Genomic DNA, 25,600 nt, shown 5'->3' with positions numbered 1-25,600 from the left:
GCATAGAACTATAGTATACTTTTTAGGTAAGCTGATTTAGCTCAGTTGGCAGAGCGCATCCATGGTAAGGATGAGGTCGCCGGTTCAATCCCGGCAATTAGCATGAAATAGACAGGAAAACTCTTGATATTTGAGAGTTTTTTATATTTCCCCCGCATTAGCCTTGACAAAGTCAGCAAAGCATAGTAGAATAAAACCTGCGATGAGTCGATAGGTAGTCTTCGGACTACTATTGAGCATAAGGAGGTCATAACGCAGGAGCGGACCTTGATGAGTTGTGTGAACCTGCTCATCACATGAAGATGCCTCTTAGTCCCTAGTTAATGACTAGGGATTTTTAATTTTCAGAAAATATAACCCAAAAATACTTTTCAATTTTTAGAAAAAGTAGTATAATACATCTATTATAGAAATTTTTAGAAAATTCCAAAAGAGGTTTGTTATGGGATATACAGTTGCTGTTGTCGGTGCTACAGGTGCCGTTGGTGCTCAAATGATCAAAATGTTGGAAGAATCAACTCTTCCAATCGATAAGATTCGCTACCTTGCGTCTGCACGTTCTGCAGGAAAGGTCTTGCAATTCAAAGGTCAAGATGTGACCATTGAAGAAACAACAGAAGATGCTTTTGAAGGGGTTGATATCGCTCTCTTCTCAGCTGGTGGATCAACTTCTGCCAAATACGCACCTTATGCTGTTAAAGCAGGGGCAGTAGTAGTAGATAACACTTCTTACTTCCGTCAAAATCCTGATGTACCATTGGTAGTGCCTGAAGTGAATGCCCACGCTCTTGATGCTCACAACGGAATCATCTCTTGTCCAAACTGTTCAACCATTCAAATGATGGTAGCTCTTGAGCCAGTTCGTCAAAAATGGGGCTTGGACCGTATCATCGTTTCAACTTATCAAGCAGTTTCAGGCGCTGGTATGGGAGCCATTCTTGAAACTCAACGTGAATTACGTGAAGTTTTAAATGATGGCGTGAATCCACGTGATTTGCATGCGGAAATCTTGCCTTCAGGTGGAGATAAGAAACATTATCCAATCGCCTTTAATGCTCTTCCACAAATTGACGTCTTCACTGATAATGACTACACTTATGAAGAGATGAAGATGACAAACGAAACTAAGAAAATCATGGAAGACGATAGCATTGCCGTTTCAGCAACTTGCGTGCGTATTCCTGTCTTGTCAGCTCACTCTGAGTCTGTTTATATTGAAACAAAAGAAGTAGCCCCAATCGAAGAAGTGAAAGCTGCGATTGCTGCCTTTCCAGGTGCAGTTCTTGAAGACGATGTGGCTCACCAAATCTATCCTCAAGCAGTCAATGCTGTCGGTTCACGTGATACATTTGTCGGACGTATCCGTAAAGACTTGGATGCTGAAAAAGGAATCCATATGTGGGTAGTTTCTGATAACCTCCTTAAAGGTGCCGCTTGGAACTCTGTACAGATCGCAGAAACGCTTCATGAGCGTGGTTTGGTCCGTCCAGTAGCTGAGTTGAAATTTGAATTGAAATAATGGTTTAGGAGTTCGAATGAACTCCTTCTTTGAAATAGAGAGGTGTTTCTCATGTCTTACCAAGATCTAAAAGAATGTAAAATCATTACTGCCTTCATCACTCCTTTCCATGAAGATGGCTCCATCAACTTTGATGCCATTCCAGCCTTGATTGAGCATTTATTGGCCCACCATACTGATGGTATTTTGCTGGCTGGAACGACTGCTGAAAGTCCAACCTTGACCCACGATGAAGAGTTGGAACTCTTTGCTGCTGTACAAAAGGTTGTCAAGGGACGCGTTCCTTTGATTGCGGGTGTAGGTACCAATGACACACGTGACTCTATCGAGTTTGTCAAAGAAGTAGCAGAATTTGGTGGTTTTGCAGCTGGGCTTGCTATCGTGCCATACTACAACAAACCTTCACAAGAGGGTATGTATCAGCACTTCAAGGCTATTGCTGATGCCTCAGATTTGCCGATTATCATTTATAACATTCCAGGACGTGTGGTTGTCGAATTAACTCCTGAAACCATGCTTCGTTTGGCTGACCATCCTAATATTATCGGTGTTAAAGAATGTACCAGCTTGGCAAATATGGCTTACCTGATTGAGCATAAGCCAGAGGAATTTTTGATTTATACAGGTGAGGACGGAGATGCTTTTCATGCCATGAATCTTGGTGCGGATGGGGTTATTTCTGTTGCCTCTCATACAAATGGAGATGAGATGTACGAGATGTTCACTGCTATTGCAGAAAGCGATATGAAAAAAGCCGCAGCTATTCAGCGTAAATTCATTCCTAAGGTCAACGCCCTCTTCTCTTATCCAAGTCCTGCTCCAGTTAAGGCAGTTCTGAACTACATGGGATTCGCAGCTGGACCAACTCGTCTGCCTCTAGTTCCAGCACCAGAAGAAGATGCCAAACGCATTATCAAGGTTGTTGTAGATGGTGACTACGAAGCGACTAAGGCAACCGTAACAGGAGTCTTAAGACCAGATTACTAATAAAGACAATAAAATCCATGACCGCTAGAACGATCATGGATTTCTTATTTTCCTAAACAGAATTGGCTAAAGAGTTGGGTGATGAGTTCATCTGGAGCAGCATCACCCGTGATTTCTCCGAGAATTTCCCAAGTACGAGTCAAGTCAACTTGAAGCAAATCAACTGGCATCCCCAGTTCCAGCCCTTCATTAACAGCTTGTAAGCTTTCAACGGCCTTTTCAATCAAGGAAATATGACGAGCGTTAGACAAGTAAGTGGCATCTTGCTCAACCAAACCAGCATTTTCAAAAAAGAGGTCGTTAATACGTTCTTCGATCTTATCAATGTTTTGATTTTTAAGAACTGAAATACGGATGATATCTTCTGGTAGTTCAGAAGTTTCAATCGCTTCAGGAAGATCAGTTTTATTAAGTAGAATAATGCGGTTGGTATCTTGGCTGATTTCTAAGAGTTGGCGATCTTGGGCGGTCAGTGGTTCACTGGCATTTAGTACTAGTAGTACCAAGTCAGCTTCCTTGAGGGCTTTTCTAGAACGTTCGACACCGATTTGTTCCACGATATCATCTGTATCCCGGATACCGGCTGTATCAATCAATTTGAGAGGAACACCATTGATGTTGACGTATTCTTCGATGACATCACGGGTAGTACCAGCGATGTCCGTCACGATAGCCTTGTCTTCACGCAGAAGGTTGTTGAGCAGGCTCGATTTCCCAACATTTGGACGTCCGATGATAGCCGTTGAAATTCCTTCACGGAGGATTTTGCCGCGACGGGCTGTTCGAAGGAGATTGGTTAGCAATTGCTCAAATTCCATAGTCTTCTCGCGAACTACAGCAGTAGTGGCTTCCTCAACATCGTCATACTCAGGATAATCAATATTGACCTCGACTTGTGCAAGTGTATTGAGGATTTCTTGGCGGGTATTATTAATGAGGTCAGAAAGGGAGCCGTCCAATTGCTTAACTGCAATATTCATAGCCTTGTCTGTCTTGGCACGGATGATGTCCATCACCGCCTCAGCCTGAGTCAAATCCACACGACCATTGAGGAAGGCACGCTTGGTAAATTCACCAGGCTCTGCCATACGTGCTCCTTCACGGATCGCTAGTTGGAGGATTTCGTTGGTTACGGCAATCCCACCGTGGGTGTTAATCTCGATAATATCCTCACGAGTGAAGGTCTTTGGTGATTTCATAGCTCCTACCATAACCTCATCCATCACTTTACCAGTCAAAGGGTCGATAATGTGGCCGTAGTTAAGAGTGTGGCTAGCAACCTTGCTCAAGTCTTTACCTTTAAAAATCTTCTGCGCAATGGCAAAACTGTCTGTTCCACTCAAGCGGACAATACCAATGGCACCTTCTCCAAGCGGTGTCGAAATTGCAGCGATGGTATCAAATTCACGTGTAATCATATTTCTTCCTTTAAAACACTTTTCTTGGAAATATCTCCAAGCCTCTTTTCAAATTGTAACAAATTTAAACCATTTCTTCAATGGATGTACTTGGAGATTGAAAAAGCCTAAGCAAATTCGCTTAAGCTTGCTTATTTGGTACGCATTTCACCTTGAGGAAAATATGTTCCTTCAGGCATGTCGTTGATAATGACATGAACAGCAGACTGAGGTGCTCCTGTGTTGCGGACAACTGCTTCAGTAACCTCCTTAGCAAGAGCTTTCTTTTGCTCGAGCGTACGTCCTTCAAACAAATCGATGCGAACAAATGGCATAATAGCTTCCTCCACTAGTTTTTGATTTCTTCTATTTTACCACATTTTGCCGTTTAAAGCTTCAGAAAATTATGATATACTATAATGTAGCAAAAATGTAGCAAAAATTTAGAAATGGACGTGAAATAGAAGCATGGCACAGTTGTATTATCGTTATGGGACCATGAACTCTGGTAAGACGATTGAGATTCTCAAAGTGGCCTATAACTACGAGGAGCAAGGAAAGGGAGTTGTGATTATGACTTCGGCTCTGGATACGCGTGACGGTGTTGGCTATGTGTCGAGTCGAATCGGCATGAAACGCCCAGCCATTGCGATTGAGGAAACGACGGATATCTTCGGCTATATCCGAAACTTACCTGAAGAACCTTACTGTGTGTTGGTTGATGAGGCCCAGTTTCTCAAGCGTCACCATGTTTACGACCTAGCTCGTGTTGTTGATGAGTTAGACATACCTGTCATGGCTTTTGGTTTGAAGAATGACTTTCGTAATGAATTGTTCGAAGGTTCCAAATACCTCTTGCTCTTAGCAGACAAGATTGACGAAATCAAGACCATTTGTCAGTACTGTAAGAAAAAGGCGACTATGGTGTTGCGTACGCACGATGGTGTGCCAGTCTATGATGGCGAACAAATTCAGATCGGTGGAAATGAAACCTATATCTCAGTCTGCCGAAAACATTATTTTGCGCCAATGATAGCATCTAACAAGGAGCATAACTATGACAATTGAACTAAGAGATGTTACAATGGAAAATTATTTTGATGTTTTGAATTTGGATGTCAAGGAATATCAAAAGCAATTCATTGCAACCAACGCAATTAGTTTAGCTGAAGCATACGTCTACACTAAAAATGGAGATTTTGTAGCTCCATTGGCAGTTTATGATAATAATGCAATTATAGGTTTTGTGATGATAGCTTATGATAAAAAGATCGGAATTAGGAGTGGAAATTATTTACTATTTCGTTTTATGATTGATAAGAATTTTCAAAATCAAGGATATTTTAAACCAATTATGGATAAAGTGCTAGACTATGTTCGAACAGCGCCAGCAGGTTTAGGCAATAAACTTTGGTTGTCTTATGAGCCAGAAAATGAACATGCAAGATCTTGTTACCTCAGTTATGGATTTAAAGAAACTGGGGAAATATTTGAGAACGAAGTAGTAGCAATCTATGATTTAACAATTGAGAACTAAGGAGAAAAAATGAACATCTATGATCAACTACAAGCTGTAGAAGACCGTTATGAAGAGTTAGGAGAGTTGCTTAGTGACCCGGATGTGGTTTCTGACACCAAGCGTTTCATGGAGCTCTCAAAAGAAGAGGCTTCTACTCGTGATACGGTAACAGCCTACCGTGAGTACAAACAAGTCCTCCAAAACATCATTGATGCAGAAGAGATGATTAAAGAATCAGGCGGAGATGCGGACTTGGAAGAAATGGCCAAGCAAGAGCTCAAGGATGCCAAGGCTGAAAAAGAAGAATACGAAGAAAAACTAAAAATCTTGCTTCTTCCAAAGGATCCAAACGATGACAAGAACATCATCCTTGAAATTCGTGGGGCAGCTGGTGGAGACGAAGCAGCACTTTTCGCCGGAGACCTTCTAACTATGTACCAAAAGTATGCGGAAGCTCAAGGGTGGCGCTTTGAAGTCATGGAAGCTTCTATGAACGGTGTTGGTGGTTTCAAAGAAGTGGTTGCCATGGTTTCTGGTCAGTCAGTTTATTCTAAACTCAAGTATGAGTCTGGTGCTCACCGTGTGCAACGTGTCCCTGTGACAGAAAGCCAAGGCCGTGTCCATACATCAACTGCGACAGTCCTTGTCATGCCTGAAGTTGAAGAAGTTGAATACGATATTGATCCAAAAGACCTTCGTGTTGACATCTACCACGCATCGGGTGCTGGTGGACAGAACGTCAATAAGGTTGCGACTGCTGTTCGTATCGTTCACTTGCCAACCAATATCAAGGTTGAGATGCAGGAAGAACGTACTCAGCAGAAAAACCGTGAGAAGGCCATGAAAATCATCCGTGCGCGTGTTGCTGACCATTTTGCTCAGATTGCTCAAGATGAACAAGACGCTGAGCGTAAGTCAACTATCGGTACTGGTGACCGTTCAGAACGGATTCGTACTTATAACTTCCCACAAAACCGTGTCACAGACCACCGTATCGGCTTGACTCTCCAGAAACTAGATACCATCTTGTCTGGTAAATTGGATGAAGTCGTGGATGCCTTGGTTCTTTATGACCAAACACAAAAATTAGAAGAATTAAACAAATAATGAAATTAGCTCAATTATTTTCAGATTTTGAAGAAGAGTTGTTCAAACAAGGAGAGGAAGCTGAAAGCCTCTCTTTTGTCTATCGTAGCCTAAAAAATCTATCTTTTACAGACTTTGTCTTTGCCCTTCAGAAAGAAGTAACAGAGGAAGAAAAAAAGTTTGTGGAGGAAATTTACAAGAAATTAGCAGCACATATACCTGCCCAGTACATTATCGGTCATACAGATTTCTTTGGAATGCAGTTAAAAGTAGATGAGCGAGTTTTGATTCCTCGTCCAGAAACAGAAGAGTTGGTGGAACTCATCCTCACAGAAAATCCTGAGGAAAATCTTAATGTCCTAGATATTGGGACTGGAAGTGGCGCCATAGCTCTTGGATTAGCTAAAAACAGACCAGATTGGTCTGTAACAGCAGCAGATATTTCCCAAGATGCCTTAGAGCTTGCATCAGAGAATGCTAGCAATCAAAATCTTAATATATTTTTTAAAAAATCTGATTGTTTTGCAGAAATTTCTGAAAAATATGATATAATTGTATCCAATCCACCCTATATCTCTCGAGAAGATGAGTTAGAAGTCGGTTTGAATGTTTTACATTCGGAGCCTCATCTAGCTCTCTTTGCAGATGAGGATGGCCTAGCTATTTACCGCAGAATTGCGGAAGATGCAAAAGACTATCTCACAGATGGTGGTAAGATTTACCTTGAAATTGGATACAAGCAAGGTCAAAGTGTTCCTGCGCTTTTTAGGAAACATCTTCCTAAAAAACGAGTACGAACACTCAAGGACCAATTTGGTCAAGATAGGATGGTTGTAGTTGATGATGGACAGGATTAGACAAGAGTTGGAAAAGGGCGGAGCTGTTGTTCTGCCTACAGAGACGGTTTACGGTCTTTTTGCTAAGGCCTTAGATGAAAAAGCTGTCAACCATGTTTACCAACTCAAAGGTCGTCCTAGAGACAAGGCGCTCAATCTTAATGTCGCTTCTCTAGAGGATATCTTGCACTTTTCTAAGAATCAGCCAACCTATCTTCAAAAACTTGTAGAGACTTTCTTGCCAGGTCCCTTGACCATCATTCTCGAAGCCAATGACAGAGTTCCCTATTGGGTCAATTCTGGTCTTGCAACTGTTGGATTTCGGATGCCAAGTCACCCCATTACCCTTGATTTGATTCGAGAGACAGGTCCCTTGATTGGACCGTCTGCCAATATCTCAGGTCAGGCAAGTGGAGTGTCCTTTGATCAAATCCTAGAGGATTTTGACCAAGAGGTTTTGGGGCTGGAAGACGATGCTTTTCTAACTGGACAGGATTCAACTATTTTGGATTTGTCTGGGGACAAGGTGAAAATCTTACGCCAAGGAGCCATTAAGCGAGAAGATATTCTTGCTCAGTTGCCAGAGATTTCTTTTGAGGAGGAATGAGATGCTAAGAGATATACAAGAAACAGATGTGAAAGCCATTTGTGACATCAACCAAGAGGTTCTGGGTTATTCTTTTAGTCCAGAGGAAACGGCTAGTCAACTAGCTAGACTGTCTCACGATTCCCATCATTTCCTACTTGGCTATGAGGATGCAGCCAGTCATGTCCTACTTGGCTATGTCCACGCTGAGGTTTATGAATCCCTTTATTCCAAAGCAGGATTTAATATCTTAGCCTTAGCAGTTTTACCTCAAGCACAAGGGCAAGGTATCGGTAAAAGCTTACTGCAAGGGTTGGATCAAGAAGCAAAAAGACGAGGTTATGGGTTTATCCGCTTAAACTCTGCCGATCATCGTCTGGGTGCTCATGCATTTTATGAAAAAGTTGGTTATACCTGTGATAAAATGCAGAAACGGTTTATTCGCATCTTTTAGTTTATTTTCTTATTGGAGAACCAAACTAAAGGACCAGTTACACTATAAAGGAGAAGACCTATGATTTTTGACAAAGATGATTTTAAAGCATACGATGCTGATCTCTGGAATGCTATTGCCAAAGAAGAAGAACGCCAACAAAACAACATTGAGTTGATTGCTTCGGAAAACGTTGTTTCCAAGGCTGTAATGGCTGCTCAAGGGTCTATCTTGACGAATAAATACGCCGAAGGCTACCCAGGACGCCGTTACTATGGTGGGACTGATGTAGTAGACGTGGTGGAAACTCTAGCTATTGAACGTGCAAAAGAAATTTTCGGTGCTAAATTCGCCAATGTTCAACCTCACTCAGGAAGCCAAGCCAACTGTGCGGCTTACATGGCCTTGATTGAGCCAGGTGATACGGTTATGGGGATGGATTTGGCAGCAGGTGGACACTTGACCCACGGAGCTTCTGTCAGCTTCTCTGGTCAAACCTACAACTTTATTTCTTATAGTGTGGATCCTGAAACGGAACTCTTGGACTTTGATGCTATCTTGAAACAAGCCCAAGAAGTAAAACCAAAATTGATCGTAGCTGGTGCTTCAGCCTATTCTCAAATTATCGACTTCTCAAAATTCCGTGAAATCGCAGACGCTGTCGGGGCTAAGCTCATGGTAGATATGGCTCATATCGCTGGTTTGGTCGCTGCTGGTCTGCATCCAAGTCCAGTTCCATACGCTCATATCACAACAACAACGACCCACAAAACCCTTCGTGGACCTCGTGGTGGTTTGATTTTGACTAATGACGAAGAACTTGCTAAGAAAATCAATTCAGCTATTTTCCCTGGTATTCAGGGTGGACCTTTGGAGCATGTTGTTGCTGCTAAGGCTGTTTCCTTCAAAGAAGTTTTAGATCCGGCTTTCAAGGAATATGCTGCTAATGTCATCAAAAACAGCAAGGCTATGGCGGCTGTCTTCTTGCAAGACCCTGATTTCCGTATCATTTCTGGCGGAACTGAAAACCACCTCTTCCTAGTGGATGTGACTAAAGTTGTAGAGAACGGAAAAGTGGCTCAAAACTTGCTGGATGAGGTTAATATTACCCTAAATAAAAACTCAATCCCTTACGAAACTTTGTCACCATTCAAGACAAGTGGGATTCGTATCGGAGCAGCAGCCATCACTGCACGTGGATTTGGTGAAGAAGAATGCCGTAAAGTGGCTGAACTCATCATTAAAACTCTTAAGAATGCAGAAAATGAAGCTGTATTAGAAGAAGTGAGAAGTGAAGTCAAAGCGTTGACAGATGCCTTCCCATTATACGAGGACTAATACTTTTATGGACATTTATATTAAGAAAGCCATTATCCATCAGTTCAGCTCAGATGATACGGAGTTGTTCCTAGCGGATAAGTTTCTCAATATTACTCCAAAAATCGAAGAATACCTACGCAAAAAAATCGAACGTGTGTATTCAGATGAAGCCAAGACTGGGATTTTCGAAGAAGAAAATCCCTTCTTCAATCACATTACTGACGATTTATTGGAGACATCAGTAACACTGGCTAATCTCTGGAAAGAGGAGTTCAGTATTTCTGAAAATCTAAAGACCAATGACTTGATTTTTGTGCAATTTTCTAAAGAAGGCGTGGAACATTTCGCTTTCTTGCGAATTGCTCTACGGGAAACCTTGACCCACCTTGGGGGAGAAGTTGATAATCCAATCAAGCTAACTCAGAATAACTTGCCTGGATTTGGAACGGGGGCTGATGAGGCCTTGGTGGTCAATCTTCAAAGTCGCAAGTACCATCTCATCGAAAAACGTATCAAGTACAACGGGACTTTCTTGAACTATTTTTCAGAAAATCTCCTAGCTGTCGCCCCTAATATTTCACCCAAGAAATCCATCAAGGAGCTTGAAAAAACGGCTCAGAGAATTGCAGAATCCTTTAATACAGATGATTTTCAGTTTCAATCCAAGGTCAAATCAGCGATTTTCAACAATCTTGAAGAAAGCAATGAATTGTCGCCTGAAAAATTGGCTAATGACCTTTTTGACAACAATCTGACAGCTCGTTTGAGCTTTATCGACCAAGTCAAGGAAGCCGTACCAGAACCAGTCCAGTTTGATGAAATTGATGCCAGTCGTCAGCTCAAGAAATTTGAAAACCAAAAACTTTCTTTGTCAAATGGAATCGAGCTCATCGTTCCCAATAACGTCTATCAAGATGCAGAGTCTGTTGAGTTTATCCAAAATGACAATGGAACCTATTCTATCTTAATCAAAAATATCGAGGATATTCAAAGTAAATAATGTTTAAATTTATAAGAAGAATGCTAGTGCTAGCAGTCCTTCTTTTTGCTGGATACAAAGCCTACCACATTCGTCAGGATGTAAAGCAAGTCATGACCTACCAACCTATGGTTCGGGAAATCCTTAGTGAAAGAGATACTCCAGCCAATGAAGAGTTAGTGCTTGCCATGATTTATACCGAAACGAAAGGAAAAGAGCGGGACGTCATGCAGTCTAGTGAGTCTGCTAGCGGTACAACCAATACCATTAATGATGATGCCGCTAGTATTCGACAAGGAATTCAAACTCTAACAGATAACCTTTATCTTGCACAAAACAAAGGAGTGGATGTCTGGACAGCCGTTCAAGCCTATAATTTTGGACCTGCCTATATAGACTTTATCGCTCAGAATGGCAAGGAGAATACACTAGCATTAGCCAAACGCTATTCCCGAGAAACGGTCGCTCCTATCCTTGGAAATACCACTGGGAAGACCTACACCTACATCAACCCAATTTCTATCTTTCATGGTACAGAACTCTATGAAAATGGTGGAAATTATTACTACTCGAGACAGGTACGCTTTAACTTGTACATCATGAAATTCTTTAATTTCTTCTAAGCATCTGGTTTGACCAGGTGTTTTTTCACTATAAGTTTTCTTTAAGATTGTTTTATTACCCTAGAAAGGTAAAGGAGGGAATATCCTATGAGAAAGAAACTCTTTCTAACAAGCGCTGCAGTATTGTGGGCCGCAACAGCTATGACGAGTGTCCACGCAGCAACAGATGTTCAAAAAGTAATCGATGAAACCTATGTACAACCTGAATATGTTCTAGGCTCTTCCCTAACTGAAGACCAGAAAAATCAAACTCTTAGCAAACTTGGCTATGACGCATCAAAAGACACCAAAGATATCAAAACTATGACACCTGATATCTATTCGAAAATCATGAATGTGGCTAATGATGCTAGCCTACAGCTCTATTCGTCAGCTAAGATTCAAAAGTTAGGTGATAAGTCGCCTCTAGAGGTCAAGATTGAAACGCCTGAAAATATCACCAAGGTGACGCAGGATATGTACCGTAATGCAGCGGTGACGCTGGGAGTTGAGCATGCCAAAATCACAGTTGCAGCACCCATTCCAGTTACAGGTGAGAGCGCCCTAGCTGGGATTTACTACTCGTTAGAGGCCAATGGTGCTAAAGTACCGCAAGCCAATAAGGACTTGGCCCAAGAAGAACTAAAAGCCTTGTCCGATATCAATGCTGAAAACAAGGACAAGTCAGGCTACGATGCCAATAAGCTCAATGTGGCTTTGGCAGATATCAAGGCAGGAATCGCAAAGGCAAAAGAAGCCAAAGGAAATCTGACAGAAGAAGATGTCCGCAAAATCGTTGAAGACACGCTAAAAAACTACAAACTCGATCAGGTTATAACAGGAAACCAGGTCAATATCATCATCAATTTTGCCCTCAACCTCTCAAAGAGTGACATTTTGAACAATGCTGATTTCACTAAAACCCTAAATGACCTCAAGGAAAGCATTGTATCTCAAGCTGGAGATAGTTTTAAAAATATCAATCTCAACTTTGATGCCAATAAAGCGCTAGAAGAGGGGGGCAACTTCTTTAGCTCTCTTTGGCAAGCCATTGTCAACTTCTTCAAGAGTTTTGGTGCTTAGGTCATTTCATGATATAATAGATGGTAACAGAAATGTTGCCGTCTTTTTTTGTCGGCTAATAGAAAGTGAAAAATATGTTAAAGAAAAATGATATTGTAGAAGTTGAGATTGTTGATTTGACTCATGAAGGTGCTGGAGTTGCTAAGGTAGAAGGTTTGGTTTTCTTTGTAGAAAATGCTCTACCAACTGAGAAAATCCTCATGCGTGTCCTTAAAGTCAATAAAAAGATTGGCTTTGGAAAGGTTGAAGAATACCTTGTTCAATCACCTCATCGTAACCAAGACCTTGACCTAGCTTATCTACGTTCAGGAATTGCTTACTTAGGGCATCTTACCTATCCAGAGCAGCTCAAGTTTAAAACCAAGCAAGTCAAGGATAGTCTCTACAAAATTGCTGGCATTAGAAATGTAGAGGTCGCTGAGACACTAGGTATGGAACATCCAGTCAAATATCGCAATAAGGCGCAGGTGCCCGTTCGTCGAGTGAATGGTGTCTTGGAAACTGGCTTTTTCCGTAAGAATTCGCATGACCTTATGCCACTCGAAGATTTCTTTATCCAAGATCCAGTGATCGATCAAGTTGTAGTAGTCCTACGTGACTTACTTCGTCGGTATGATTTGAAACCTTATGACGAAAAGGAACAGTCTGGCTTGATTCGGAACCTCGTTGTGCGTCGTGGTCACTATTCAGGGCAAATCATGGTCATTTTGGTAACCACTCGTCCTAAAGTTTTCCGTGTTGACCAATTGATTGAACAACTAATCAAGCAGTTCCCAGAGATTGTCTCTGTCATGCAAAATATCAACGACCAAAACACCAATGCGATTTTTGGGAAAGAATGGCACACACTTTACGGTCAAGACTATATTACCGACCAAATGTTGGGAAATGATTTCCAAATCGCTGGCCCAGCTTTCTACCAAGTCAATACCCAAATGGCTGAAAAACTCTATCAAACAGCTATTGACTTTGCGGAGTTAAGAGAAGAGGATGTGGTGATCGATGCCTACTCAGGAATTGGAACCATTGGTTTATCCGTTGCGAAGCATGTCAAGGATGTTTATGGTGTTGAAGTGATTCCAGAAGCGGTTGAGAATAGCAAAAAGAATGCTAGTATAAATGGCATTACCAACGCCCACTATGTCTGTGACACAGCTGAAAATGCAATGAAGAATTGGCTCAAGGAAGGTATTCAACCAACCGTCATCTTGGTCGACCCACCACGCAAGGGCTTGACCGAAAGCTTTATCAAAGCAAGCGCCCAAACAGGAGCAGACCGTATTGCCTATATTTCCTGTAATGTCGCAACCATGGCACGTGATCTCAAACTTTATCAAGAGTTGGGATATGAATTGAAGAAAGCACAGCCGGTGGATTTGTTTCCTCAAACGCACCATGTTGAGTGTGTATCTTTGCTTGTAAAAGCCTAGAAACATTTTATAGAAGGACTATATGAGGTCGCTGGTAACAGTGACCTTTTATCTTTAGTGTGGATATATGAAAGTGATCAAGAATAAATCATTAATGTGGAAGGCTTGAATTTGGTGCAACTTGAGATGGAAGGGAAAGATCAGCTTCGGCAGGATAACCATATCAATTTCTACATTATCCAGTGCGAACAAAACCCATTCACCTGCAAAATATTTTGATGGGAATCTGGAGAACTATTTAGCAGAAAGGCTAGACCACGAGCAGGGAGAAACAGCCAGTTTGGCAGTGTAATAATCGATATAGGATTAAAGGCCAGATTGGATGTTTAAACAATCATATCGTGGCAAAAGCTAGAGCATGGAGCAAATCTTCTCCATAAGCACTATGCAAAGCAGATGTATCAGATACTGGATTTAGATAAATTTGATGGAGTTATCATGAATCAAGTTCTAGCCCACATCAGTATTTCAGAAGCTGGACAAATTGTAGTAACTTTCCTTGAAGGAACTGAGGTAGATTTATAAGAGACTGTGACTGGGAAGTTGCAGTCTTTTTAGGTGTTTAATGGTATAATGAGATTATAAATGTGGATTTTGTTTAAATTCTCTGGAGGACACATAATGTTGAATTTAGTAAAAGGTCACCAAGTTAGCTTGGTAGAAAATCTGTTTGAATCATTTACAAAGTTAACTGAACATCATTTGATGGCGAATGTACACGCAGAAAAAATATTAGAGGTTTTTCAACACTTTATTGCGATTCATGACGAACCCTTGTTTTTTATTTTGGAATTGCCTGTCAGTATTGATAGAGAAAAAGTGGTAGCAAAGAATATTATCAAAGAATCCCATAAGGATGTTTATTATATTGATGGCTGTTCAAGAGAGGAATGCCTAGCACTGTTGATTAGATACGGTGATTTGCTTATTAATGATGGACTAAGTCAGTTTGGATTTGGTGGGCATCAAAGTAATGATGAGATCATGCTTGATGGCTATAATGTTGTGACAATTTATAGTGAAGAACTATCGAAATTTAATGACTTTTTTGAACCTCATAATATTCAATTTGTAGAAGAACTAGTGACAGCTTGGAAAACTTTTTCTAAGACCTCACCAGGAATCTCTGAAATCTATGAGAGTAATGGAAAAACTGTTTATGATTTGCCTGCAGAATTAGCTGAATGGGGAATATATTTAGCTGAGACTCGAACAGAATAGGTATAGTTATAGATTAGAAAGAGAATATTTCAATTCCTATAATACCCAAAATTTAACTTTAGTAAATTTATAGAAGGAAAAGCTAGATGTAAGCACACGTTGATGTGTGAGTATTTCTCGTGAATGATAAAGGATAGGGTATAATTCATTACACTGTTTTTGGATAAATATTGTTAGACTGTAACTTTTATGTTTCAGTTTTTCAATTTAGACATGGTATAATTAAAATAATAAAATAAAGAGGATTTTTTATGAGTAAAGAACTAGTATTTCAAAGTGTAGAATCACTACAACAAGTTGTAAATGTAATTAATGAGGCGGCGGCAGCTCTTAATGATAAAACACGTACAATAAGAGAGAGTCCAATCCCAGAAGTTTTAGCTGGAGCATTGGGAGCAGGTATTGGTGGGGTAGGTTCATTTGCAGCTCTTTATGGTTTAGGTACTGTAGGGTTATCAGCTGCTGGTATTACTTCTGGCCTTGCAGCTATTGGCAGTGTTGTTGGAGGTGGTATGGTAGCTGGAGTATTTGTAATGGCTGCTCCAGTCGTTGTATTAGCCGGAGGCGGTATATTGTTAGCTTCTAATCTAAAAAATAAACAACTTAAACAGGAAAAAGAACGATTATATAAAGAAGCTTTGCAAAAACATGAAGCTATTATACAAGCTCTGAAAACTGAGGCAGATGCTGATAAGGAACGCCTAGATTATTTACAGAGTTTAAATATCCTTTTAACTCAAGCAATTAAGGATTTGAAAAATGATTTAGGTGAATAACAATGAGTAAATTCATTTATTCTGATGAAGAACAAAAATTCAATAATATTTTAACTTATCAAACAAAAGAGTTAGATTTAATAAAAAGACCTGAGATGTCTATTGCAGAAGAACGTATAGTGGAAAGTGAAAAATTATTGAGAGAGCTAGGCTATACTCTGACTGATTTACCAATAATAGATACCAAAACTAAAAAACAAACTATCGTTGTACCTAAATGGGAAGACTTAGTAATAAAAGCGGAGTGCGAAGTTGGTTCAATGAATGAACTAGATGAACTCTTCACAAACGAAGAATTGGAATTTAATCAAACAACTATTCAATCATTTCAAGATGATTTTAACAACATTCATATACTTGATAAAATTGATATATCGATTTGTGCAGGAGCTGGAATATTAGCAGCGATTATTGATATTCTTTTAATTGGCATACCTAAGAAGACTCCGCATGGTTTAAAAGGTGGCCCCTTATCTAATTATGTAAGAGATTGGTTCAATCAACGATTCCCTGAAGAAGAAATGGAAAAGTTGGCAAATTCAAAGGTCAGTAAAGTCCCTTTTGATGCTCAAGATAATCGTCATACTAAAGTAAATGTTAATGGACTATCTGCATACTATCATAGATTGTTATCTCTTGGACATGATCCACTTCTTGGTTTAGTAATTGGTGTATGTGATATTCTAAATGGTAAGATGACTACCATTGATAAAACTGGGAAAATAGTATCTCAATTTATGGAGAATTACACAGATAGAAAAGAAAGTGATATTTTTGCAGCAATAGCAAAACAGATAATTCATTTTAAATCTGATATAACGACATCAATGGGATTACCTGCACCATTGATGGGATTATTTAATTTGCTTCAGTTTGGAAAAATTGGTGACGAGGATCAAACAATAGCAGAAATAGTACAAGGAATGTATTACGAAGGCTATGATTTCATTCATTTTAGTAGTATGGCTATTTCCACAATGATTATTGAAGTTATAATTAGAATTGGATACGCCCTTAAGAAAATCAACGAAGGACATTCAATAAAAAATTCTATTCCTTTTTCGTTGGATAGAGAGAAACATCCCAAATTACATACGATGCTATTTATTGGACATTCTATAGCCGCATCTGCTAATGCAGGGAAAATCTACTTTACAAAAAATCCAATGACAATAAATTACGCACAATGGATTGCTTTTGCAAAATATTCATACTCTCAGTTAAAGTGGGTGCTTATTGAGAAATCCGAATTGAGAGCTTCATATGTTTCTGATAAGATTTATAAGGAAACTCAGGAAGTTTATGATAAAGTAAATCTTACCTTTAATAACTTCAGTAATGATAGGGTAGTTATATTTGATTAAATTAATAAACTTAGATAAATGGTAAACAATGAAAAAAAGTCCATACAATCTATTGTCAATGATTCCAATATTTGGAACATTTTTAAAATTTTCAAGTAAGGGTGAAATGAGATTATGTAGCTTACTGTATCAAGATTTATTAGATGAAGGGATTAATCCAAATGATATATTCTTACTTCTTAAAAAAATATTCTGGTAAAGTAGTTACAAGAGAACGTTTCTACATCTGTTATAGATATAATATTTGTGAAGTTGTAGAATTCATAGACCAGTGGCGTTGTTTTGGGTTAGATGCTCAAATATTAGAGGTGAGACCCTATACAGGTTAGTTATCATGCACATTTTGATTCAAGTGTAATTGATGAAGTGATATCATGTTGAAAAGATTTACCTATAGCTTATGGGCTATCTGCTTTAAACTAAATCAATTTTCATAAAACTAGTTTAATTTAGATAATAAAAAAATTGATTGTTCAATTATTAAACTAAAAAAAAAGTAAGGCTTAATATGGAAAATAAAAAGAAAAAGAATGTGGAAAAAGTATTTGAAGGATATATTGAAATAATCTTCGGAAAAGATTGTTTGAAAGACATTGAACCATTATATAAAAAAGTAAAAGAAAATAGAGATAATAATGTAAAATGTGGTAAATACGGTGATGATCCAGCAACAATTGAACTAATATTATATCTCAGACATAAAATGAGAGAAAACAAATTAATATTTTCCGAACCAATATCAAACTATTTAAAAGAGATACCAAAAACGAAGGAAGATTGTAAAGAACTCCTTGAAAATTTCCTTGAAAATGACGGTAAAACTAGAAGTTGGTTAACAGAGGAATATAAGAAACGTTTTCCTTGCTCTTATGAGTCAGAGCCAGAATCTCACAAAAAAACTTATACGGACGATGGATGGAATTATTTTGAATATCTGAACCAGAACAATCAGAATTATGATTATGATATTGAATGGTTTTACGTTGAAAAAAATGAAGTAGGTCATATATACTACAATGAGTTGGATCATTATTTAACTTATTTGCTAGGTGCTATACGAAGAGGTAAACCAGAGAAGATAAAACAAGGAAAAAATATTAAAAAAGATCTTGAGAAGATTGATTAGAGCTTATCTGTAAGCCTATATGTCTTTATTTATAAAAAAGTAAACACATAAGTTAAATTTATAATCTTATGGAAAATCTGGTTTAAAATCTTGCTTATTTCTTCCTTACAAAGGTAGTAAAATTTCACTCTTTTAAGATGTAAACCAAAATTGTTTTTGAGGAAGGAGGTGGTATATTGACAGAAAGCAGACCTGAGTTTGATACAATCAAATCCTTTGATGAGTTCAAAAAATACTATTGGTATCGTGTTGAACTTTCACAGATATGCAAGTCATTAGGACTTGAATATAGAGGCACCAAACAAGAACTCAATCATATTATTGAGCAGTACTTTAAGGGGAATTTGATTAAAAAATCATCAATAAAAAGGAAAAAGAAACAAGTAGAAGTTGTTGCCTTAGATACTCCCTTACTTGAATGTGGATTCTCCTTTAATTCAGACTTTAGAGAATATTTCTCAACTTTAACAGAGATTTCACCCTTTAAATTTACTGCTGATATGGCTACAGCTTGGAGAAAAGTAAAAAGAGAAAATGATTTGAGTTTTACAATCCAAGATATGCTAAAAGTTTATTATGGAAATTCAGATTATGCCAAGTATGATCATTCGGTTTGTCAATGGAACCAGTTTTTAAAGGATTTCTGTGCAGACGAAAATAGTCGCAATTACTCGAATAAACTAAAAGTAGCTTCTATTCTTTGGAAAGAAGTTAGAAATTCAAGTAATGAAAAAATTTATTCAAAGAATCTTTTGACCGAATATGCTGATAGAATAAAAGACTATTGTAAGTAGAAACGCCATCTCACTTGGTGGCAGAGGCAGCTTATGGTATTCCTTATTGGATAAAGGATAAATCTTATTCTGATTTGGATGAATCCTTAAAGGTGATGGGAAAATAGAATAAAATTATATTAATCTCCGGTACGTCTGATTTCTATTTTCTGAGATTTCATTATATAATAGCATTATATGTAATGACTGATGTAGTTACACTAACATTTCTATTTAAAAATTAAGGAGTATTATCAATGAAAAAAGCAATGTTAATTATCAACCCTACCTCTGGTGGGGAAAAGGCTTTGGATTATAAAGAAAAGCTGGAGAATAAAGCAAAAGAATACTTTGAATATGTTGAAACCAAAATTACCGAAAAAGCTTTGGATGCAACAAATTTTGCTGAAGAAGCGTCTCGTGAGCAGTACGATGCAGTGGTTGTTTTTGGTGGAGACGGGACGGTCAATGAAGTTATTTCAGGTATTGCTGAGAGAGACTACATTCCTAAGTTAGGGATTATCCCTGGTGGTACTGGTAACCTCATTACCAAACTGTTGGAAATCAATCAAGACATCGATGGTGCGATTGATGAACTCGATTTTAACTTAACCAACAAGATTGATATCGGTAAAGCAAATGATAACTATTTTGGTTATATTTTTAGTATCGGTTCTCTGCCTGAGGCGATTCACAATGTTGAAATCGAGGACAAGACAAAATTCGGTATTTTAGCCTATGCTGTAAATACCATGAAGTCCGTGATGACGGATCAGGTCTTTAACATTAAGATTGAGACAGAAAATGGAAATTATGATGGTGAAGCTAGTCATGTTTTGGTTCTCTTGACAAATTACTTCGCTGACAAGAAAATCTTTGAAGAAGACAAAGATGGCTATGCCAATATTTTGATTCTAAAAGATGCTTCTATATTCTCTAAATTATCCGTCATTCCTGATTTACTAAAAGGAGATGTTGTTGGCAATGATAATATTGAGTATATCAGAGCACGTAATATTAAGATCTCTTCAGATAGTGAATTGGAGTCAGATGTTGATGGCGATAAATCGGATAACCTACCTGTAGAAATCAAAGTCCTAGCTCAGCGAGTAGAAGTATTTTCAAAACCGAAAGAGTAGAAATTAAAAATTAGTTTATTTTTCACTGCGAAATCGAGTTTCATATCAACGATTGGAGGAGGAATGAATTCTCTATTTGATGAATTTCGAACAATTTGTTCTCATTTAAACCAAATCGGAATCACTCCGACGCTCATGGGGTCTTTGGGATTTGAATACCGTTCAAATGAAGAATGGGGGCCGTCTGACATTGACATTCATGTGCCTGGTGACCCTAGAGGTTGGGAAGCACCTGATCATCTCAGAATTTATGAGTGGGACAAGATAATGAAAGTTATGAACCGCTTAGGCTACACCTTGATAGATATCCATGAGCATGAATTCCAAAAGGATGGCGTGAGTGTTGAATTCGGAAGTATCGATTCTTTACCTGATTTTGCAGGAGTTTCGGAATCGGATATAGAGCTGATTCATCTCGAAAACACCACTTTTCGCGTTCCAAGTATAGAACAGTATTTAAGTATTTACAAGGCTTCTTCCCAAGATTCCTATCGAAATGATCACAACAACAATAAGGATTTTAAGAAGATTGATTGGCTGGAAAGACATTTGTAAATCATCATTTAAAAAGTAGTAAGTTGTGAGATTTACTGCTTTTTATTTTGCAAAACAAACCATCAAAACTACAGACAAGCCTTGCAAATAAAATTTTAAAGTAGTATACTAGAACCACGGTTGTGAAAACGTTTGCGTTATAAGTGAATTAGGAGATAAATACATTGGAATTAACAGCCATTTACCACAGACCAGAGTCGGAGTATGCTTATCTTTATAAAGATAAGACAATGCACATTCGTATCCGGACCAAGAAAGATGATATTGAAAGCATCAACTTGCATTATGGAGATCCTTTTATCTTTATAGAGGACCGTTATGAAGTAATCAAGGAGATGAGCAAAGTTACCTCCGATGCTTTATTTGATTACTGGCAAGCGGAAGTTTCGGTTGACTATGCACGACTCCAGTATCTTTTTGAACTCAAGGATAAGCATTGTCAGAAGATCTTATATGGCGATAAGGGATGTGTTGCAAGCACGCTTGAAAATCTTCATTATGAAGGAAATGGCTTTAAAATCCCGTATATCCATGAGATTGATGCTTGCCATGTTCCTGACTGGGTAGCAGAGATGGTATGGTACCAGATTTTCCCAGAACGCTTTGCTAATGGCAAGCCTGAGATTTCTCCAGAAGGTGTCCTAGCTTGGGATTCCTCTATCAAACCAAAGATGAGCGATTTCTTTGGTGGTGATTTACAAGGTATCATTGACCATCTGGATTACTTGCAAGACTTGGGCATTACAGGTCTTTATCTCTGTCCGATTTTTGAATCTCCAAGCAATCACAAGTACAATACGACGGATTATTTCGAAATTGACCGTCATTTTGGAGATAAGAAAACCTTCCGTAAACTGGTGGAGGAGGCCCATCAGAGAAGCATGAAAATCATGCTGGACGCTGTTTTCAACCATATCGGAGACCAATCTCCACAGTGGCAGGATGTTCTCAAACATGGTGAAGATTCTATTTATAAAGACTGGTTCCATATTCAAGACTTTCCAGTCGTTAAAGAAAATCTTGTTAATAAAAGAGAACTATCCTACCACACCTTTGCCTTTGAGAGCTATATGCCTAAGCTCAATACGGCAAATCCTCAAGTAAGAGACTATTTGTTGAGCGTTGCGACCTATTGGATTGAAGAGTTTGATATCGATGCTTGGCGCTTGGATGTGGCCAATGAGGTCGACCACCAATTTTGGAGAGATTTCCGTAAGGCTGTCTTGGCTAAAAAACCTGACCTTTATATTCTGGGGGAGGTCTGGCACACTTCTCAGCCTTGGCTAAATGGTGATGAGTTCCACGCAGTTATGAACTATCCTCTCTCTGATAGTATCAAGGATTATTTCTTGCGAGGGGTTAAGAAGCCTTATCAATTTATCGATGAAATCAATGGTCAGTCTATGTACTATAGACAGCAGATTTCGGAAGTGATGTTCAATCTCTTGGATTCGCACGATACGGAGCGCATTTTGGCTACTGCCAAGGGAGATGTTCAATTTGTGAAGTCTGCCCTTGCTTGCCTCTTTTTACAAAGGGGGACACCGTGTTTCTACTATGGAACTGAGTTGGAGTTAGATGGAGGACCAGACCCAGATTGTCGTCGTGTCATGCCTTGGGAACGTGTTTCCGATAGTAATGAGATGCTTCATTTCATGAAGAAATTGATTCAGCTTCGCAAGGATGTTTCAGACATTATACAACATGGAAGCTATAGCCTGAAAGAAATCAAGACAGATGTGGTATCTCTGGCATGGGATTATGATGGGCAAAAAATCCAAGCTATTTTTAACCAATCAAGTGAAAACTATCTTGTAGGTCGTGATACTATAGCGCTGACCAGTCATTGCCAAGAATTGGACCAGCAACTGGTGATTTTGCCTAAAGGTTTCGTCATTCAATAAAAAATAAGATTAAAAAGACTGTAATGAATGGGTGATTCGTGCAGTCTTTTTTTGACTTATGTAGTATAATATAGCTAAGTCAACGATTACTAGCTGCATGATTAGCAAATGGTGTTTAAAATGAAAAAGAGACTTGTACCTTAGAAAGAGAATTGCATGAAACGAATGAGAAAAGTAGTAGTCTTGGGACTGTGTTTCCCCTTATTACTTGGATTGGCTTCTTGTCACCAAAATAAACCGAGGACTGAAGCTACAAATCAGACACAGGCCAATTCAGATAAAGTTCCTTGGACGGCTTCATATACCAATTTAAACAGTCAAGTCAGTACCGAAGAGGTCAAATCTCTCTTATCAGCTCACTTGGACCCAAATAGTGTTGATGCATTTTTCAATCTTGTTACAGACTATAATGCGACTGTCGGCTCCACTGGCTTAAGTGGTGATTTTTCCTCCTTTACGAAGACAGAATACGATGTAGAGAAAATCAGCAGTCTCTGGAATTAAGAAAAGGGTGACTTTGTCGGGACCAACTGCCGTATCAATAGCTATGCGCTCTTGAAAAATTCAGTCACGATCCCAAAACTTGAAAAGAATGACCAGCTACTTTTTGTGGATAATGACGCTATTGATAAGGGAGAGGTGTTTGATGCAAAAGATAAGGAAGAGTTTGATATTCTATTTTCTAGGGTGGAGACAGAAGCAACGACGGATGTAAAAGTACACGCGCAGAAGATGGAGACTTTCTTCTCCCAGTTTCAATTTAATGACAAGGCTCGAATGCTGTCTGTTGTGTTGCATGATAATCTTGACGGAGAGTTTCTTTTTGTCGGGCATGTTGGTATTTTAGTGCCAGCTGAGGAGGGTTTCTTATTTGTAGAGAAACTGACTTTTGAAGAGCCTTATCAAGCTATTAAGTTTGCGAGCAAGGAAGATTGTTACAAGTATCTATCCACCAAATATGCTGATTACACAGGTGACGGTCTAGCTAAACCTTTCATCATGGACAATGAAAAGTGGGTTGAAGGTTATTAAGGTAGGCAAGGGAGAAGCAGTATGGAGACAGTAGTAGCGCTTTTAGTTGTCATTCTGATCGGATTCTGGGCTGTAAACATTCTCAAACCTCGTAAGACAAATAATAAAGAGCGATTTTTAGGCTATATGCAGCGCTATGATATTGACGGTGAGGGCTATCAGTCAGAAGTCTGAGAAGTGACTGAGGATGAGAAGGAGAAATAACGAGGAGTGTCCAAAAACAGTAGATTTCTTGCCTTTTTCAAGAAAGGGGACTAATAGGAGGAAACTTTATGGGAATGATTGCTAATTATCGATATCTATCTGACAATGAATTAAGCCAAATAGAGCCAGATTCTCGTCAGGAAGAGGAATTGTTTGACTTAGTAGAGGATTATCCTAAGGAAAATGAGACGTTGATAGATATTGACAAAATGTGGGACGCCTTACTCTTTGTTATGACAGGCTTTAGTAGTTCAGAATTTATGGATGACGATCCTTTGAGAGAAGCTGTCTTGGGAGTGACCCCTTTAGAAAATGTGTCAGAATATATAGCCTATACTGAACACTCAAAAATAGCTGAGAGTGTTCAAGCTTTAGAGAATTTTGACATGGATGGGGCTCTGGCAGACTTTAGCATGGAAGCGTGCAAGAAGGCAGATTTGTATCCCGATATTTGGGATTATCTTGATGAAGAGGAAGAAATCAAGGATGAAATTCGAACCTGCTTTGTAAAAATGAAGGACTTTTATAAGAAAATCTTAGATCTCAAGGGAAATATCTTAGTGACTATTTGTTAAGTATTTTTACTATCCATTTAGTCTGTTGAAATACATAAAAATTGATTATAGAACTTGTGATCTTAATAAATTTTAAATATTTAACATGGAGGTTTTAAGAGATGGAAAAAATTGAATGGGACAAGGTTAAGACTCGCTTAGATGCTTTGCTCGTCATTGATGAGTATCGAACAGATCCAGACAAGACCTGGCTTCGATTGATAGTTAAAACTGAGGAAAGCTATGGAATCCGTTATCTCATTGACAACGGTTCTGGTGATTCTCTAGATGTGATATTTACTGATAAAATGATTCTTGTAAAAGGCTTTGATCATGAAAGCAATTTAAGTCAATTTGCTGCGGATGAGTGGAATCAAGACATCATAGACGGATTTTATAAAGGACTGGATGAAAAGTATCAAAATCTTTATTCAGAAGAGCAAAAAGATGAAACAACCTTCTTTATCTGGTATGACGGTCAAGAGCATCAAAATACCTACCAAGATCAGGATGGTGGTGAATGGTTACTATCTTATTTCTTTGATAGTTTTGAGCGATTTCATGAGTTTGTGACGGACTATTATTCAATTACCGTAGATGAGGACTTACTTAGAAAACTTTACAATCAAGGACATCTTTCAGGATTAGAATTAGAGCAGTTGATTCCTACTTCCTAGACTGAGGTTTTTATGAAGCCGAACAAAAAAAGTTATTTATGTCGAGTCTTAGCCTATTAAGATGAAAATCGGTATAGTAAGACCGCCAGTCTAAATGTTATGGTTGTGGTTCATTTTTCTTATACCTATAACATTTTAAAACGATTTCTTTTTATCGTTAAATACCATTTTGCGAACAAAAAATGAAATTCTTAAAAAAACTTTCACAAAATACTTTACAAGCTTTTGTAAACATGATATAGTTATAAGGCTTAGAAAATGAGAAGATGTTTTCTAGCAAATATAAACCCGAGTAAAAAATGCCTACGGACAGGCAGGGTTGAATGCCGAAGCGTGGTTGAAAAGCCACATTATTGATAGGGTTAAAAGCCTACTTTTATAAGTTGATGTTAGGACGCTTGTCCTAATTCATAAATTTTAGTGTGGTGAAAGCACACGTCATCTTGTGAAACGATCAATAAAGTACGTAATATTTGCTACTAGAGAGTTAGGAAACAT

Annotated in this window: 27 protein-coding genes, 1 tRNA gene and 3 pseudogenes; 29 read left to right on the top strand and 2 right to left on the bottom strand. The window is 38.6% G+C overall.

Annotation, left to right across the window (positions count from 1 at the left end; all coding sequences use genetic code 11):
* Positions 1-30: 30 nt before the first annotated feature.
* The 3 genes from ADI74_RS05455 to dapA all read left to right on the top strand — a co-directional run bounded on the left by ADI74_RS05455 (position 31) and on the right by dapA (position 2,506).
* A tRNA-Thr gene (locus ADI74_RS05455) sits at positions 31-103 on the top strand.
* A gap of 339 nt (positions 104-442) precedes the next feature.
* Entirely contained in the window at positions 443-1,519 is a 1,077-nt protein-coding gene (locus ADI74_RS05450; protein ID WP_049537587.1) for an aspartate-semialdehyde dehydrogenase, read from the top strand.
* 51 nt (positions 1,520-1,570) lie between these two features.
* Positions 1,571-2,506: a 4-hydroxy-tetrahydrodipicolinate synthase gene (gene dapA / locus ADI74_RS05445; protein ID WP_049537585.1), complete on the top strand. Its 936-nt coding sequence runs from the start codon at positions 1,571-1,573 to the stop codon at positions 2,504-2,506.
* A 44-nt stretch (positions 2,507-2,550) separates the two neighbouring features.
* On the opposite strand, the gene mnmE is transcribed toward dapA, so the two are convergent.
* Positions 2,551-3,924: a tRNA uridine-5-carboxymethylaminomethyl(34) synthesis GTPase MnmE gene (gene mnmE / locus ADI74_RS05440; RefSeq protein WP_049537583.1), complete on the bottom strand. Its 1,374-nt coding sequence runs from the start codon at positions 3,922-3,924 to the stop codon at positions 2,551-2,553.
* Positions 3,925-4,055: 131 nt separating this feature from the next.
* On the bottom strand, positions 4,056-4,238 hold the full coding sequence (locus tag ADI74_RS05435) for a 4-oxalocrotonate tautomerase (protein WP_001117401.1): 183 nt from the start codon (positions 4,236-4,238) through the stop codon (positions 4,056-4,058).
* A 133-nt stretch (positions 4,239-4,371) separates the two neighbouring features.
* Between ADI74_RS05435 and ADI74_RS05430 the strand changes: the two genes are divergently transcribed.
* The 26 genes and pseudogenes from ADI74_RS05430 (at position 4,372) to ADI74_RS05320 (ending at position 25,102) form a co-directional block, all read left to right on the top strand.
* The gene (locus tag ADI74_RS05430; RefSeq protein WP_049537581.1) at positions 4,372-4,971 is read left to right on the top strand and encodes a thymidine kinase; all 600 of its coding nucleotides are present in this window, start codon (positions 4,372-4,374) and stop codon (positions 4,969-4,971) included.
* The gene (locus ADI74_RS05425) at positions 4,961-5,440 is read left to right on the top strand and encodes a GNAT family N-acetyltransferase (RefSeq protein WP_049537580.1); all 480 of its coding nucleotides are present in this window, start codon (positions 4,961-4,963) and stop codon (positions 5,438-5,440) included. The genes ADI74_RS05430 and ADI74_RS05425 overlap by 11 nt, the downstream gene beginning before the upstream one ends.
* 9 nt (positions 5,441-5,449) lie before the next feature.
* Positions 5,450-6,529, top strand: a complete 1,080-nt coding sequence (gene prfA / locus ADI74_RS05420) for a peptide chain release factor 1 (RefSeq protein ID WP_001028810.1) — start codon at positions 5,450-5,452, stop codon at positions 6,527-6,529.
* Positions 6,529-7,365, top strand: a complete 837-nt coding sequence (prmC, locus tag ADI74_RS05415) for a peptide chain release factor N(5)-glutamine methyltransferase (protein ID WP_049537578.1) — start codon at positions 6,529-6,531, stop codon at positions 7,363-7,365. The genes prfA and prmC overlap by 1 nt, the downstream gene beginning before the upstream one ends.
* Entirely contained in the window at positions 7,349-7,951 is a 603-nt protein-coding gene (locus ADI74_RS05410) for an L-threonylcarbamoyladenylate synthase (protein ID WP_049537576.1), read from the top strand. Before prmC ends, ADI74_RS05410 begins: the two co-directional genes overlap by 17 nt.
* 1 nt (position 7,952) lies before the next feature.
* On the top strand, positions 7,953-8,384 hold the full coding sequence (locus ADI74_RS05405; protein WP_049537575.1) for a GNAT family N-acetyltransferase: 432 nt from the start codon (positions 7,953-7,955) through the stop codon (positions 8,382-8,384).
* A 60-nt stretch (positions 8,385-8,444) separates the two neighbouring features.
* The gene (gene glyA / locus ADI74_RS05400; protein ID WP_049537573.1) at positions 8,445-9,701 is read left to right on the top strand and encodes a serine hydroxymethyltransferase; all 1,257 of its coding nucleotides are present in this window, start codon (positions 8,445-8,447) and stop codon (positions 9,699-9,701) included.
* A gap of 7 nt (positions 9,702-9,708) precedes the next feature.
* Complete coding sequence (locus ADI74_RS05395; RefSeq protein WP_049537572.1) at positions 9,709-10,683, top strand: nucleoid-associated protein; 975 nt, start codon at positions 9,709-9,711, stop codon at positions 10,681-10,683.
* The gene (locus ADI74_RS05390; RefSeq protein ID WP_049537570.1) at positions 10,683-11,285 is read left to right on the top strand and encodes a lysozyme family protein; all 603 of its coding nucleotides are present in this window, start codon (positions 10,683-10,685) and stop codon (positions 11,283-11,285) included. Before ADI74_RS05395 ends, ADI74_RS05390 begins: the two co-directional genes overlap by 1 nt.
* A gap of 87 nt (positions 11,286-11,372) precedes the next feature.
* A complete protein-coding gene (locus ADI74_RS05385) occupies positions 11,373-12,347 on the top strand; it encodes a DUF1002 domain-containing protein (protein WP_049537568.1) in 975 nt (324 codons plus the stop codon).
* A 74-nt stretch (positions 12,348-12,421) separates the two neighbouring features.
* A complete protein-coding gene (gene rlmD, locus ADI74_RS05380; RefSeq protein ID WP_049537567.1) occupies positions 12,422-13,777 on the top strand; it encodes a 23S rRNA (uracil(1939)-C(5))-methyltransferase RlmD in 1,356 nt (451 codons plus the stop codon).
* Between the two features lie 396 nt (positions 13,778-14,173).
* Positions 14,174-14,302, top strand: a complete 129-nt coding sequence (locus tag ADI74_RS11415) for a hypothetical protein (RefSeq protein WP_275043588.1) — start codon at positions 14,174-14,176, stop codon at positions 14,300-14,302.
* 96 nt (positions 14,303-14,398) lie between these two features.
* Positions 14,399-14,998 carry a hypothetical protein gene (locus tag ADI74_RS05370; protein ID WP_049537565.1) on the top strand — a complete coding sequence of 200 codons (600 nt, stop codon included), beginning with the start codon at positions 14,399-14,401 and terminating at the stop codon, positions 14,996-14,998.
* Between the two features lie 251 nt (positions 14,999-15,249).
* The gene (locus ADI74_RS05365) at positions 15,250-15,774 is read left to right on the top strand and encodes a hypothetical protein (protein WP_049537563.1); all 525 of its coding nucleotides are present in this window, start codon (positions 15,250-15,252) and stop codon (positions 15,772-15,774) included.
* Between the two features lie 2 nt (positions 15,775-15,776).
* Positions 15,777-17,138 carry a hypothetical protein gene (locus ADI74_RS05360; RefSeq protein ID WP_049537561.1) on the top strand — a complete coding sequence of 454 codons (1,362 nt, stop codon included), beginning with the start codon at positions 15,777-15,779 and terminating at the stop codon, positions 17,136-17,138.
* Positions 17,139-17,380: 242 nt separating this feature from the next.
* A pseudogene (locus ADI74_RS10815) lies at positions 17,381-17,516 on the top strand (DUF4343 domain-containing protein); the annotation flags it as partial.
* Positions 17,517-17,646: 130 nt separating this feature from the next.
* Positions 17,647-18,264 (top strand): hypothetical protein, encoded by a 618-nt coding sequence (locus ADI74_RS05355; protein ID WP_049537559.1) that lies wholly within the window; start codon positions 17,647-17,649, stop codon positions 18,262-18,264.
* Positions 18,265-18,440: 176 nt separating this feature from the next.
* Entirely contained in the window at positions 18,441-19,058 is a 618-nt protein-coding gene (locus tag ADI74_RS05350; RefSeq protein ID WP_049537557.1) for an SAP domain-containing protein, read from the top strand.
* A gap of 17 nt (positions 19,059-19,075) precedes the next feature.
* A pseudogene (locus ADI74_RS11470) lies at positions 19,076-19,181 on the top strand (hydrolase); the annotation flags it as partial.
* Between the two features lie 113 nt (positions 19,182-19,294).
* Positions 19,295-20,176, top strand: coding sequence for a diacylglycerol/lipid kinase family protein (locus ADI74_RS05345; protein WP_049537555.1), 882 nt, complete (start codon positions 19,295-19,297; stop codon positions 20,174-20,176).
* A 63-nt stretch (positions 20,177-20,239) separates the two neighbouring features.
* Positions 20,240-20,731, top strand: coding sequence for a phosphoribosylanthranilate isomerase (locus ADI74_RS05340; RefSeq protein ID WP_049537553.1), 492 nt, complete (start codon positions 20,240-20,242; stop codon positions 20,729-20,731).
* Between the two features lie 164 nt (positions 20,732-20,895).
* On the top strand, positions 20,896-22,635 hold the full coding sequence (locus tag ADI74_RS05335; RefSeq protein ID WP_049537552.1) for a glycoside hydrolase family 13 protein: 1,740 nt from the start codon (positions 20,896-20,898) through the stop codon (positions 22,633-22,635).
* A gap of 156 nt (positions 22,636-22,791) precedes the next feature.
* A pseudogene (locus tag ADI74_RS05330) lies at positions 22,792-23,667 on the top strand (DUF4300 family protein).
* Between the two features lie 21 nt (positions 23,668-23,688).
* Entirely contained in the window at positions 23,689-23,841 is a 153-nt protein-coding gene (locus ADI74_RS11215; RefSeq protein WP_192833031.1) for a hypothetical protein, read from the top strand.
* Between the two features lie 98 nt (positions 23,842-23,939).
* Positions 23,940-24,446: a YfbM family protein gene (locus ADI74_RS05325; protein WP_049537549.1), complete on the top strand. Its 507-nt coding sequence runs from the start codon at positions 23,940-23,942 to the stop codon at positions 24,444-24,446.
* Between the two features lie 101 nt (positions 24,447-24,547).
* Positions 24,548-25,102, top strand: coding sequence for a hypothetical protein (locus ADI74_RS05320; protein WP_049537547.1), 555 nt, complete (start codon positions 24,548-24,550; stop codon positions 25,100-25,102).
* Positions 25,103-25,600 lie beyond the last annotated feature (498 nt).

Source organism: Streptococcus pseudopneumoniae (genome assembly GCF_001074565.1).
Lineage (GTDB): Bacteria > Bacillota > Bacilli > Lactobacillales > Streptococcaceae > Streptococcus > Streptococcus pseudopneumoniae_J.
This window is presented reverse-complemented; position numbering and strand designations above follow the sequence as displayed.